This is a genomic window from Enterobacter cloacae complex sp. SYL003 (assembly GCF_049236925.1).
Lineage (GTDB): Bacteria > Pseudomonadota > Gammaproteobacteria > Enterobacterales > Enterobacteriaceae > Enterobacter > Enterobacter intestinihominis.
Map to the genome: position 1 here is coordinate 41,719 of NZ_JBMKJK010000008.1, position 12,353 is coordinate 54,071.

Consider the following 12,353-nt stretch of genomic DNA (forward strand, 5'->3'; position numbering starts at 1 on the left):
GGCGATGCCCGGAGTCGCAAATGGTTAACGCAGTAAAATGTAGAGGGTGTCGTTGCCACGGATAATTTGCAGGGCAATGACCGCCGGTTTACTCTCCAGCACCTTACGCATTTCGGCAATAGACTGCACGCGAGTGCGGTTCACGCCCACGATCACGTCGTCCTGATGTAAACCTGCCTGCGCGGCTGGACTGCTTTTCTCAACGGCAGTGACAGAAATGCCTTTCGTGCCGTCTTTAAGCTGACCGTCGCTCAGCGTTGCGCCCTGTAGCGCCGGGGAGATCTGTTCTGCACTGGCGGAAGAGGAGGTGCTCTTGTCCAGTGTCACTTCCACGGTCAGCGGTTTGCCCTCGCGGATCAGGCCCAGCTTCACTTTAGCGCCAGGCTCCGTGGTGGCAATACGCGAACGTAATTCAGCGAAGCTGCTCAGCGGTTTATCGTTCAGGCTGACAATAACGTCACCGGATTTCACGCCCGCTTTCGCAGATCCTGAGTTGGGCAGCACTTCGCTGACAAACGCCCCGCGCTGGACGTTGAGCTTAAAGGCTTTGGCGATATCAGCGCTCATCTCCATGCCTTTAATGCCCAGCAGCCCGCGCTTAACCTCGCCAAACTGTATCAGCTGTTGAGACAGGGTTTTCGCCATGTTACTCGGAATGGCAAAACCAATCCCGATGCTGCCGCCGCCTGGTGCGAGGATAGCGGTATTGATGCCGATCAGTTCGCCGTTCAGGTTAAGCAGCGCACCGCCGGAGTTGCCCCGGTTGATGGAGGCATCGGTCTGGATGAAATTTTCCAGCCCTTCGAGATTCAGGCCGCTGCGCCCCAGGGCAGAGACAATCCCGGAGGTGGCGGTCTGCCCTAAACCGAACGGATTACCGACCGCGACGGCAAAATCACCCACGCGCAGCTTATCGGAATCGGCGATGGCGATCTGGGTCAGGTTGCTGGGGTTTTGCACCTGTAGCAGGGCGATATCACTCTGATCGTCACCGCCGATCAGTTTGGCGTCAAACTCCCGGCCATCGTTCAGCTGAACGCTGATTTTATCAGCCTGGCTGATCACGTGGTTATTGGTCAGGATATAGCCTTTGGCCGCGTCGATAATCACGCCCGAACCAAGGCCTTCAAACGGCTGAGCCTGCTGATCCGGCGCCTCTTCGCCAAAATATTTCTTCAGCTCTTCGGGAATACGCTGGCTTTGGCGTGCCGTCCCTTCCACCTGAACGCTGACTACCGCAGGCAGGACTTTTTCAAGCATCGGCGCAAGGCTGGGAATGGCTTCTTGTCCTGGCACCTGCGAAGGTAGTGCCGCACTGGCGGGGAAGGACGCCGAGAGAGATAACCCGACACTTAACGCTAAGGCGCTCAACAGCTGGTTTTTTTTCTTCATCGATGCTGACTCTCGTATCCTGGAATGAAAAAGAACGGCCCCAAAAACATCTTGATGTTATTGAATTTTCAACCGCTGAACAATGAGGTGTTTGACTAAATAATAGCTGGGGACGGGAAGAAAGGACGGGCGCATAAGGTGCGCCCGTAAAATTTATTCAGGTTGTGCGATTAATCGCGTTTTACGCCACCGCGCAGCAGGCCGGACGCGCCGTCTGAATAGTCGCGTGGCATCTGAACCGGTGCCTGATCGTTACCGGCTTCAGAGTCCGCCAGACGATTGCGGAAGGGGTTGCTCTCCGCGGTCATTTCCGGCAGCAGGCTGCTGGAGCTTTTCGCCATGTGCTGGTAGAGCTGGCGATAATCTGTCGCCATGTTGTCCAGCAGCTCAGCGCTACGGGCAAAGTGGCTGACCAGCTCTTCGCGGTATTCTTCCAGTTCGGCTTTGTTCTTTTCCAGTTCGTATTGCAGTGACTGCTGCTGACGCAATTTGCGGTTACCGAAACGCATGGCCACAGCACCAATGATGATGCCGACGACTAAACCGATTAGCGCATATTCCCAGGTCATGAACTTCTCCCGTTGTCTTGTTGTTCCGTAGGGTGTTGGCTCGGCTCCTGCCTGTGCCTGATTATGCCACTATAACCGCTATTTCCGCAGAAGTGGAATCCTGACGTATCATCGCGTAGTGTAGAACGGCCTTTTTTTCATCAGCCACGACCGCTGATGAGGTTTAACTAAAGGAATAACAATAACATCATGCAAAACCTGTCCCCATCATCGCGTTACCAACTCGCCCTGAGTGAGGGCACACACCAGCCGGATGATGCCCAGCGTGAAGCGGTAAACCGCCTGGACACGATTTACCAGGAGCTTCTGGCGAAACCCGCCGATGCGGTGCAGAGCAGTGGGCTGAAGGCGGCATTCGGCCGTTTACTGGGCAAAAAAGAGCCCACGGTAAACGCACCGGTTCGTGGCTTATATATGTGGGGCGGCGTTGGGCGGGGTAAGACCTGGCTGATGGACATGTTCTACCAGAGCCTGCCCGGCACGCGTAAGCAGCGTCTGCACTTTCACCGTTTTATGCTCCGGGTCCATGAAGAGCTGACGGCGCTCCAGGGCGAAACCGACCCGCTGGAAATCGTGGCGGACCGCTTCAAGGCGGAAACGGACGTTCTCTGCTTCGACGAATTCTTTGTTTCCGATATTACGGACGCGATGCTGCTGGGGGGGCTGATGAAAGCGCTGTTTGCGCGTGGGATCACCCTGGTGGCGACCTCAAATATCCCGCCGGATGAGCTTTATCGCAACGGTCTCCAGCGGGCGCGTTTCCTGCCAGCCATAGATGCCATTAAGCAGCACTGCGACATCATGAATGTCGACGCTGGCGTCGACTATCGTTTGCGCACGCTGACGCAGGCGCACCTGTGGCTTTCACCGCTGAACGCCGACACAGCCCGCGAGATGGATAAACTCTGGCTGGCGCTGGCAGGGGCGCCGCGGGATAACGCGCCAGCGCTGGAGATTAATCATCGTCCGTTGCCGACGCTTGGCGTAGAGAACCAGACGCTGGCCGTCTCGTTTGCAACGCTCTGCGTGGACGCCCGCAGCCAGCATGACTACATTGCGCTTTCGCGACTGTTCCATACCGTTATGTTATGGGATGTGCCCGTCATGACCCCTCTCATGGAGAGCGAAGCGCGCCGCTTCATCGCGCTGGTGGACGAGTTTTATGAGCGCCACGTCAAGCTGGTAGTCAGTGCCGAGGTGCCTTTATATGAGATCTATCAGGGCGAGCGCCTGAAGTTTGAGTTCCAGCGCTGCCTGTCGCGCCTGCAAGAGATGCAGAGCGAAGAGTACCTTAAGCGTGAGCATATGCCATAAATGCTACCCTCTCCCCGTGGGAGAGGGGCTGTGGGTGAGGGCACCAGGCCTTAACAAACGCTACCCTCTCCCCGTGGGAGAGGGGCTGGGGGTGAGGGCACCAAGCCTTAACAAACGCTACCCTCTCCCTGTGGGAGAGGGGCTGGGGGTGAGGGCACCAGACCGCACAATACGCAACCCCGAAAAACCCATCCCAAATCACATTTAAGGGTCGATCTTTGACCTCAACTTCTCTATAATCTTGCGACCCCACGTTACGAGAAGGTTTTTTTCCCGAAACTTTCTATGTGTCGGCATGTGCTATTCGAAGGGGTAGGTTTGCCGGACTTTGTCGTGTGAACCTCAACTGACTAAACGTTTGGGTGTTCACCAACGTGTAACTTATTATTTGGGTAAGCTTTTAATGAAAACTTTTACAGCTAAACCAGAAACCGTACAGCGCGACTGGTATGTTGTTGACGCGACCGGTAAAACTCTGGGCCGTCTGGCTACTGAACTGGCTCGTCGCCTGCGCGGTAAGCATAAAGCGGAATATACTCCGCACGTTGATACCGGTGATTACATCATCGTTCTGAACGCTGACAAAGTTGCTGTTACCGGCAACAAGCGTACTGACAAAATGTACTACCACCACACCGGCCACATCGGTGGTATCAAAGAAGCGACCTTTGAAGAGATGATTGCCCGCCGTCCTGAGCGTGTGATTGAAATCGCGGTTAAAGGCATGCTGCCAAAAGGCCCGCTGGGTCGTGCTATGTTCCGTAAACTGAAAGTTTACGCAGGCAACGAGCACAACCACGCGGCACAGCAACCGCAAGTTCTTGACATCTAATCGGGATTATAGGCAATGGCTGAAAATCAATACTACGGCACTGGTCGCCGCAAAAGTTCCGCAGCTCGCGTTTTCATTAAACCGGGCAGTGGTAAAATCGTAATTAACCAGCGTTCTCTGGAACAATACTTCGGTCGCGAAACTGCCCGCATGGTAGTTCGCCAGCCGCTGGAACTGGTTGATATGGTAGAAAAACTGGATCTGTACATCACCGTTAAAGGTGGTGGTATCTCCGGTCAGGCAGGTGCGATCCGTCACGGTATCACCCGCGCGCTGATGGAGTACGACGAATCCCTGCGTTCTGAACTGCGTAAAGCTGGCTTCGTTACTCGTGACGCTCGTCAGGTTGAACGTAAGAAAGTGGGTCTGCGTAAAGCACGTCGTCGTCCACAGTTCTCCAAACGTTAATCTATTCTGCTTACGCAGAACGATTGGCGAAAAACCCGCTTCGGCGGGTTTTTTTATGGATAATGCGCAGGTTATCCACAGTAACATTTCATATATCTTCTCTTTTTCCACATTTCCGGCATCCCCTCACCACAAAGCCATCAAAATCTGGTAAACTATCATCCAATTTTATGCCCAAATATCGGTGAATACTCGATTTTTGTTCGATTCTTGAACAATGTGTTTTCTCTGGGATGGGCGATACATCATCTGGCTGGCCCCGTTGGGCTGGTAGCAGTAAAAATTCTGAATATACCTGGAGGTTTTCATGGCTGTCGCTGCCAACAAACGTTCGGTAATGACGCTGTTTTCTGGTCCTACTGACATTTATAGCCATCAGGTTCGTATCGTGCTGGCCGAGAAGGGTGTCAGTTTTGAGATCGAGCATGTGGAAAAGGATAACCCGCCTCAGGATCTGATCGATCTCAACCCGAGCCAAAGCGTACCGACGCTGGTGGATCGCGAGCTGACCCTGTGGGAATCCCGTATCATTATGGAATACCTGGATGAGCGTTTCCCGCATCCGCCGCTGATGCCTGTTTACCCTGTTGCGCGTGGTGAAAGCCGCCTGTACATGCAGCGTATCGAGAAAGACTGGTACTCGCTGATGAACGTTATCGTTAACGGTTCCTCTTCAGAAGCGGATGCTGCGCGTAAACAGCTGCGTGAAGAGCTGCTGGCGATTGCGCCGGTATTTGGTCAAAAACCTTTCTTCCTGAGCGATGAGTTCAGCCTGGTAGATTGCTACCTGGCACCGCTGCTGTGGCGCCTGCCAACCCTGGGCGTAGAATTCAGCGGTCCTGGCGCGAAAGAGCTGAAAGGCTACATGACTCGCGTATTCGAACGCGACTCTTTCCTGGCATCCTTAACTGAACCGGAGCGCGAAATGCGTCTCGGCCGAGGCTAATGACTGTGGAAATGTCACAACTTTCACCACGCCGTCCGTATCTGCTGCGCGCCTTCTATGAATGGCTGCTGGATAACCAGCTCACGCCGCACCTGGTTGTGGATGTGACGTTGCCGGGCGTGCAGGTTCCAATGGAATACGCACGCGACGGACAGATTGTACTGAATATTGCGCCACGTGCAGTGGGTAACCTGGAACTGGCGAACGACGAAGTGCGCTTTAATGCGCGTTTCGGCGGCGTGCCGCGTCAGGTTTCCGTTCCGCTGGCTGCGGTTCTGGCTATCTACGCCCGTGAAAACGGTGCAGGTACCATGTTCGAACCGGAAGCGGCTTATGATGAAGAGGTCGCCAGCCTGAACGATGATGGGACATCCGATGAACGTGAAAGCGACACGGTAATGTCTGTGATTGATGGCGATAAACCCGACCATCACGACGACAATGACCCTGATGACGATCCGCCTCCGCGCGGTGGTCGTCCGGCACTCCGTGTCGTCAAATAAACTTCATAAAGCACAATATTTTTTCCGAACCTGCACAACTGTGCAGGTTTTTTTATTTTCTGCATAAAATTACTCTCTAAAAAACTTGTGTCTTTGCAAAAGATATCGGTCTATTAATTGGCATGGGATTAATCTTGTTGGGTTATTTTCTGTAGGACAGTTAAATTTATCTTCAATAATGTTTTATTTTAATTTGATTGTATCCGATATCACCCTGTGAAAATATATATGTGCGTTAACAAAAACGGATTTTCTTTTAAGGACAAATTATGAATATCACTTTTAAAAAATTATTTTCATCTGCTGCTATTTGTGCAGCCCTCGCCATGTCAAATGCACACGCTGCTAATGATGTGACGTTGAAAGTTATTGGTAATATCGTTCCTGGTTCCTGCGTACCCTCACTGCCAAACGGTGGAGTGGTAGATTATGGCACAATGCCAGCTTCTACCATCAATCCAACTGGCACGGCGAATACACTGGTTCAGTTGGGGGCTAAAAGTATTACTCTCACTATTACCTGTGACAGCGATACCAGCGTTGGGGTGACTTCTACGGATAACCGCCATGATACTCGTGTGGGCCTGGGGAGCGCCGCTTATATTGAAAATGGGTTTTTCGATAATGTAAATGCTAACGCTTCAGGAAACGCCTATGGCTTGGGTAAAACGAGTGCGGGTGTGAATATTGGCTCCTATGTCATTGCAGCAGATCCCGTTAATACAACAACAGATGGTGTTGTCGCTGATCTCATTGCAGCCACAGGTACCGATACATCAAATTATACCTGGGTAAAATCCAGTACGGGTGCTTTTGCACCAGTTAACAGTGGCACAGGCCAGACACGTGTCTTTACGGCTGCTGCATCGGGAACCACCACACCAAAAGCTTTTAAAGTTATGAATATGCCGTTACGCATTACGACTGCGCTTCAGGACAACACTGTATTGGGTACAGGCGATACTATCACGCTTGACGGTAATGCCACGCTGAGCCTTGTTTATCTTTGATATTCGTTATTGCTAAATGCTGTAGAAAATAAATCGGGAAATGAAAATAATGGAATTTAAAAAAGTACTCTCGGCAGCAACCGTCGCCGTAGCCTTCGGTTTATCCGCTTTTGCTGCCCAGGCCGCTAACGATGTTACGCTGAAAGTTGTCGGTACGATTAACCCGGCTGCATGTACGCCGACCCTGCCTGATGGCGGCGTTGTAGATTATGGAACGGTACTGAACCAAAATATTGCACCGACCGGTGCGACAAACAAGCTGGTACAATTGGGGCAGAAAAGCATCACGCTAAATATCAGTTGCGAAAGCAACATGAGCGTTGCTTTTACCTCCACCGATAACCGCCTGGACAGTCGCGTTAACCTGTCTTCAACCGCGTTTATCGCAGGTAGCGGTACGGATAAATCAGACTTCAGCAACACCGCTGGTGCCTTTGGTCTGGGTAAAACCACCGCTGGCGTGAGCATTGGTGCTTACACCGTTGCCATCAATACTGAAGCGGTCACAGCGGATGGCGCGAATGTTGACACCCTGGTAACAGGGAGCATCACTGAAGGTCAGCGTTCCTGGGAGAAAGTTGCGCCAGGCCTGGGTTACCTCTGCTCGCTTAATGGCTGCACGGGCTACCAAAAAGCGAATACCGTAGCAACAGCCGGTACCACGCAGCCAAAAGCCTTCAAACAGCTTAGCGTGCCGTTGCTGGTTACCTCTGCAGTGCAGGATAACTCGGTATTAGGTACGACTGACGTAATTACGCTGGACGGTAACGCAACCATTAGTCTGGTATATCTCTAATAATTTAACGCTTAATTAACGTGGCAATGGTTAGAGTATTTAAAAGCCATTGTCACGCTTTTTTTGCATTAAAATAGCTTTCTCTGCCGCAAGAATAATAAAAATAATGCCGGTATGATTTTTATTTATTTATGTGAGTGGAAAGTCATGAAGAAAATTCTATATCTTGCGTTGTTGGCTGTAGCGACAAAGTGTTGTGCCACCGGTATGGTTCCAGAAACATCGGTTTTATTAGTCGATGCACAAAAAGGCGAAGCCAGTATGAATGTTAAAAATACGGATTCGCAACCTGCATTGCTTTATACAAACATTGTAGATTTACCTGATAGCGATAAATCTATTCGTTTAATCGTTTCTCAACCTGTAGTCCGTGTCGACGCCGGGGAAACACAGCGAATGCGTTTTCTGCTGCAAACCAGCAAACCCATGAAGTATGAAGAACTTAAACGCGTCACGTTCGAAGGCATTCCTCCAAAGGAGAAAGGAGAAGATAAAGTTGCGTTGACTATCCGCCAGGATCTTCCTGTTGTAATTCATCCTGCGGGTCTACCTGAGGAGACGCAGCCATGGAAATTTTTGACATGGAACAAAAAGGGTGATGGCCTGGTTATCAACAATCCCAGCGATTACGTTGTTCGTATAACGGCATCCTTTAAAACATTACCCTCAGGAAAAGCGGGTGTGCTGGATAAGACCTACATCCTTCCTCACACCTCGATAAAAACAACATTACCAAATTTCTCTGATAATAAAGTTGAATTCTATCCGGCGAGTCGTTACGGCTATAAAGGGGATCGCTTTACTACAGATTTGAAGTAAGCCTCTATAAGGACAGCAAAGGATATGCAGCAAAAAACGTTACTCGCCTGTCTCATTGGCCTGGTCTGTTCTGGCCAGGCAATGGCTCAGCAGATGGAGACTGCTGCCATTAATTTTGATCAGGAAACGCTTCGTTCACTGGGGATAAACCCGGACGTATCAAATTATTTCTCTCGCAAGACGAAGTATTTACCGGGTAGCGTTTCCGTCGCCCTGAAGGTGAATGGTGATAATAAAGGCAACGTTATTGCTCGTTTCGACAACAACGGCGATCTCTGTTTCGACAAACCTTTTATGGAGCAGGCAGGATTAAAAGTTCCCTCTGACTATGAGTCCGGCTGCTACGATTATACCGGTCATATCCCGAGCGCTATTGTGGAGGCTTCGCCTGCGCAAGAATCTCTAAGTCTGGTTGTACCGGCGGATCGGGTAGCAAACAGCGAATCGGATATCGGAGCTTATACTTCCGGTGGCACTGCTGCGCTGTTGAATTATTCTCTTCTCTCCTCGCGCAATGAGTTTGGTGACGGGCACTCTGACTATTCACAGGCCATGCTGGACGGTGGGGTCAATTTCGACGACTGGATCTTACGTACTCAGCAACTTCTGAGCCGGAGCGACGGAGAATTCGAGAGTAATAACTCGTCGACCTATTTGCAGCATACTTTTGTCCCCCTGAAAAGTACCCTGAGGGCGGGCGAGGTCAATATCAATAACTCCCTTCTTCAGGGTACGGGAATCTATGGTATCGAGCTTTCACCGGAGAGCGCCTTACAACAGGGGGGTAGCGGAGTGAGCGTGTCCGGTATCGCCAATACGCCTCAGGCCCGTATTGAAGTGCGTCAGCAAAATGTTCTGGTGTACAGCACACTGGTACCGGTCGGGCCGTTTAATCTCACCGATGTGCCGGTACGTAACGGCGTTAGCGATCTGAACGTGACGGTAGTGGAAACCGATGGCAGCCAGCACAGCTATGTGGTGCCCGCAGCGCTGTATAACCAGAGCGCAGGGGCGCCTTCAGGATATCACTTCGCGCTGGGACGAGTGAGCGATAGCTATAGTGAAACGCCATGGGTAGCCAGCCTTTCTGGAGGCTGGAAACTAAGCGAACGGGTGAATTTCAACGCAGGCTCAATCGTAGGCGAAGATTACCAGGCTGTCGCCACCAGCCTTGATACAGTGCCGCTACCAGCCTGGCTTGTTTCACTCCAGGCGAACCAGTCCAACGATTCGAAAGATTCACTGAAAGGGCAGAGGTACACGCTATCGGCAACATGGAGTTCTGACCCCGCATTTGGCATGGGGGCTAACGCCTCTGTTACGCATAAATCGCAAGACTATCGCGAACTTTTTGAAGCACTGGATGATGATTTCGACAGCGGTAATAAAAATGAGTATTCCGCCGGGCTGACCTGGAGTGTGCCCTACTTAGGCACGCTTAGCACCAGCTACTACCAAACGCAGGGTTATGATAAGTCAGATGATTCCCGCTTCATCTCTGCGGGTTGGAACAAGTCATTCAAGTACGCCACGATTTCCATGAACTGGCAACATCAGTTGAGTGCAGATGAGGAGAATGAGGATGATGGCGATCTGTTCTACGTCAACCTCAGTATTCCTTTTGGTGCCAGCAATAGCGTTAGCCTGTACAGCCGTCATGATGACCATAAAACGCGGTATGGCGCCTCTGCGCTTGGCGTTGTAAGTGATACCACATCCTGGTCGCTGGGAGCTGAACACGATCAGGCCACGAATCGCGATAATGTAAACGGTGGGATAAGCAGCAACCTTCACTATACGCAGCTTGGCCTGAGCGCCAGTTCGGATAACGAGAATAGCCGCAGCTATTCAGGATCGCTACAGGGGGGCATCGCGGTTCATGGACAAGGCGTTACGTTCTCTCCATGGGCGATCCGCGACACGTTCGCGATCGCTGCTCTGGATAAACCCGTCTCCGGTGTGAGGATTGACACGCCCCAGGGGCCGGTATGGACCGACTTCCGTGGTCAGGCAGTGGTACCGTCAGTGGGAGCCTGGCGCCCAGCGCGGGTAGAAGTGGATACGGAAACATTGCCGAAAAATATGGATATCGGGAATGGAACCCGTGTCGTCACGCTTGGCAAAGGAGCGGTAGGGCATCTTGATTTTACTGCGTTAACCCAGCGACGTGCACTGGTGAACGTTACCCTGGCAAACGGTAAAAAGCTGCCGAAAGGGATCGCCCTTGAGGATTCGCACGGAAATTATCTTACGACCTCAGTGGATGACGGCGTGGTCTTTTTTAACGATGTTGAACCTGCTCAACAGGTGGTGGCAAAACTGGATAACGGCACCTGTGCATTTGGTCTGAAGCTTCCGAAAGAGGCAAATACCGATACATTCTATGAAACTGTCAATGAGGTGTGTAAATGAAGGCGCTTTTTTTAGCCGTGTGCGCAATGGCGTTTTCTCTGCATGCTATGGCTGACTGCCAGTTAGTATCAAGCCAGCAAAAACTCAGCTATGGCCGTATGAGTGCCGCAGAGCGCCAGGCGGAAGGGAACAGGTTGATTGAGATGCCGGAGAAACAGATTGTCCTGAACGTGATATGCGATGAACCGTCGCGTATTCGTCTCTTTCTGGGCAGTAACGTACCGAAAGGGCATGAATTTGGTTTTGGTGATAACGGCGTCATGCGCGTTACTGCCGCGCAGGCAACGGTGGACGATCGTACAGTCAATCTGGCGGCTATCCATGCCGGCGACCCGTGGGTTACCAATGGCGGCGTGAGAGAGATCGCGCCAGCGCTTAACGAAGGGATTGCGTTTATCAACGGTCAGGAGCTGCGGGGAAAAACGGCGTCTGTCACGCTTACCATCAAACCGCGCTTCAAAAGTAACCATATTACGGACAGAGAAGTGTGGCGCGGAAATTTACGCGTAAGGATGGATGTACAATGAAAAAGCGTATAGCGCTATTACTCTGCGGAATGTCTGCCGCGTCAGCGGTATGGGCAACTGATACGGTCAATATTGATGTGGATGTCACCGTTGACGCTGCCGCCTGTACACCGGCGTTGAGCAATGGCGGTGTGGCAGATTTCGGCACGCGCTATGCGGGGTCGCTCTCCTCCAGCGCATTCACACAGCTTGGTACTCGCGATCTTACACTATCGGTGACGTGTGAATCTTCTACGGGAGTTGCGATTACCGCGCGTGATACCCGCGCCAGTTCCGTGGTCGTTGGCAAAGATAAATCCGGGCAAGAAGGGGTAAAATTCCAGATAAATAACGGTGCCTATGTGCGTGATACGACCCGCCTGTTTGGTTTAGGATTGACCAGCGAGCAGAAGCCGATTGGCAGTTATGGGGTGCAAATTAACGCGGCAGGCGTGACGGCAGCCGACGAAAGTGCCGCTGTTCAGGTGGAGATCGCCGGGGCCGCGACCAAAAATGGTCCATGGACGCGCACGACGCTATTGCCCTTGCCGACCCAGCAGGACTTTTTCTATACGTTTGTGCAAAAAGGCACGGATATTCCGCAGCCGATCTCATCGGCGGTTGTTCCGCTACAGGTGAGCGCCGCTGTCGCCAACGGGCTTGGCAGCGGGCAAGAGATCAAGCTGGACGGCGAGGCGGTGATTACGCTGGTCTATTTATAATCTCTTTCTGCAAAAGAATATCGAAAATAGACGCGCCAGTTCACCGCTGGCGCCGCGCTTACCAGGTCTGCAAAGAGGCTGCGGTTTGTAGACCTGATAAAGCGTAAACAGGCTGATACGTCTC

The 12,353-nt window shown here is 51.8% G+C and carries 13 protein-coding genes; 11 read left to right on the forward strand and 2 right to left on the reverse strand.

The annotated features are described in order from the left end of the window. Positions 1–24 precede the first annotated feature (24 nt). On the reverse strand, positions 25–1,392 hold the full coding sequence (gene degQ, locus ACOT1A_RS11980; protein WP_022649555.1) for a serine endoprotease DegQ: 1,368 nt from the start codon (positions 1,390–1,392) through the stop codon (positions 25–27). Positions 1,393–1,562: 170 nt separating this feature from the next. Continuing rightward, the gene (zapG, locus tag ACOT1A_RS11985; RefSeq protein WP_022649554.1) at positions 1,563–1,961 is read right to left on the reverse strand and encodes a Z-ring associated protein ZapG; all 399 of its coding nucleotides are present in this window, start codon (positions 1,959–1,961) and stop codon (positions 1,563–1,565) included. Positions 1,962–2,150: 189 nt separating this feature from the next. Between zapG and zapE the strand changes: the two genes are divergently transcribed. The 11 genes from zapE (at position 2,151) to ACOT1A_RS12040 (ending at position 12,229) form a co-directional block, all read left to right on the forward strand. Then, positions 2,151–3,275, forward strand: coding sequence for a cell division protein ZapE (zapE, locus tag ACOT1A_RS11990; protein WP_276170383.1), 1,125 nt, complete (start codon positions 2,151–2,153; stop codon positions 3,273–3,275). Between the two features lie 403 nt (positions 3,276–3,678). After that, positions 3,679–4,107, forward strand: a complete 429-nt coding sequence (gene rplM / locus ACOT1A_RS11995) for a 50S ribosomal protein L13 (RefSeq protein ID WP_003860434.1) — start codon at positions 3,679–3,681, stop codon at positions 4,105–4,107. A 15-nt stretch (positions 4,108–4,122) separates the two neighbouring features. Next, positions 4,123–4,515, forward strand: a complete 393-nt coding sequence (gene rpsI / locus ACOT1A_RS12000) for a 30S ribosomal protein S9 (protein WP_003860436.1) — start codon at positions 4,123–4,125, stop codon at positions 4,513–4,515. A 307-nt stretch (positions 4,516–4,822) separates the two neighbouring features. Further along, complete coding sequence (gene sspA, locus ACOT1A_RS12005) at positions 4,823–5,461, forward strand: stringent starvation protein SspA (protein WP_003860438.1); 639 nt, start codon at positions 4,823–4,825, stop codon at positions 5,459–5,461. A gap of 5 nt (positions 5,462–5,466) precedes the next feature. Continuing rightward, positions 5,467–5,964: a ClpXP protease specificity-enhancing factor gene (gene sspB, locus ACOT1A_RS12010; RefSeq protein WP_032622090.1), complete on the forward strand. Its 498-nt coding sequence runs from the start codon at positions 5,467–5,469 to the stop codon at positions 5,962–5,964. 269 nt (positions 5,965–6,233) lie between these two features. Beyond that, positions 6,234–6,974: a DUF1120 domain-containing protein gene (locus ACOT1A_RS12015; protein WP_022649551.1), complete on the forward strand. Its 741-nt coding sequence runs from the start codon at positions 6,234–6,236 to the stop codon at positions 6,972–6,974. 49 nt (positions 6,975–7,023) lie between these two features. Next, complete coding sequence (locus tag ACOT1A_RS12020) at positions 7,024–7,770, forward strand: DUF1120 domain-containing protein (protein WP_022649550.1); 747 nt, start codon at positions 7,024–7,026, stop codon at positions 7,768–7,770. 147 nt (positions 7,771–7,917) lie between these two features. Continuing rightward, positions 7,918–8,589: a fimbria/pilus chaperone family protein gene (locus ACOT1A_RS12025; protein ID WP_022649549.1), complete on the forward strand. Its 672-nt coding sequence runs from the start codon at positions 7,918–7,920 to the stop codon at positions 8,587–8,589. 24 nt (positions 8,590–8,613) lie between these two features. Further along, positions 8,614–11,001, forward strand: coding sequence for a fimbrial biogenesis usher protein (locus ACOT1A_RS12030; RefSeq protein WP_271075431.1), 2,388 nt, complete (start codon positions 8,614–8,616; stop codon positions 10,999–11,001). Next, on the forward strand, positions 10,998–11,528 hold the full coding sequence (locus ACOT1A_RS12035) for a hypothetical protein (RefSeq protein ID WP_022649547.1): 531 nt from the start codon (positions 10,998–11,000) through the stop codon (positions 11,526–11,528). The genes ACOT1A_RS12030 and ACOT1A_RS12035 overlap by 4 nt, the downstream gene beginning before the upstream one ends. Continuing rightward, positions 11,525–12,229 (forward strand): DUF1120 domain-containing protein, encoded by a 705-nt coding sequence (locus ACOT1A_RS12040; RefSeq protein ID WP_022649546.1) that lies wholly within the window; start codon positions 11,525–11,527, stop codon positions 12,227–12,229. Before ACOT1A_RS12035 ends, ACOT1A_RS12040 begins: the two co-directional genes overlap by 4 nt. The last annotated feature ends 124 nt before the right edge of the window (positions 12,230–12,353 follow it).

What these genes read in the sequence shown, in the direction of transcription:
- rpsI (WP_003860436.1), top strand. Translation starts at nt 4,123, where the DNA reads ATGGCTGAAAATCAATACTACGGCACTGGTCGCCGCAAAAGTTCCGCA.
- degQ (WP_022649555.1), bottom strand. Translation starts at nt 1,392, where the DNA reads ATGAAGAAAAAAAACCAGCTGTTGAGCGCCTTAGCGTTAAGTGTCGGG.
- sspA (WP_003860438.1), top strand. Translation starts at nt 4,823, where the DNA reads ATGGCTGTCGCTGCCAACAAACGTTCGGTAATGACGCTGTTTTCTGGT.
- zapE (WP_276170383.1), top strand. Translation starts at nt 2,151, where the DNA reads ATGCAAAACCTGTCCCCATCATCGCGTTACCAACTCGCCCTGAGTGAG.
- rplM (WP_003860434.1), top strand. Translation starts at nt 3,679, where the DNA reads ATGAAAACTTTTACAGCTAAACCAGAAACCGTACAGCGCGACTGGTAT.
- ACOT1A_RS12025 (WP_022649549.1), top strand. Translation starts at nt 7,918, where the DNA reads ATGAAGAAAATTCTATATCTTGCGTTGTTGGCTGTAGCGACAAAGTGT.
- ACOT1A_RS12020 (WP_022649550.1), top strand. Translation starts at nt 7,024, where the DNA reads ATGGAATTTAAAAAAGTACTCTCGGCAGCAACCGTCGCCGTAGCCTTC.
- ACOT1A_RS12035 (WP_022649547.1), top strand. Translation starts at nt 10,998, where the DNA reads ATGAAGGCGCTTTTTTTAGCCGTGTGCGCAATGGCGTTTTCTCTGCAT.
- ACOT1A_RS12015 (WP_022649551.1), top strand. Translation starts at nt 6,234, where the DNA reads ATGAATATCACTTTTAAAAAATTATTTTCATCTGCTGCTATTTGTGCA.
- ACOT1A_RS12040 (WP_022649546.1), top strand. Translation starts at nt 11,525, where the DNA reads ATGAAAAAGCGTATAGCGCTATTACTCTGCGGAATGTCTGCCGCGTCA.
- ACOT1A_RS12030 (WP_271075431.1), top strand. Translation starts at nt 8,614, where the DNA reads ATGCAGCAAAAAACGTTACTCGCCTGTCTCATTGGCCTGGTCTGTTCT.
- zapG (WP_022649554.1), bottom strand. Translation starts at nt 1,961, where the DNA reads ATGACCTGGGAATATGCGCTAATCGGTTTAGTCGTCGGCATCATCATT.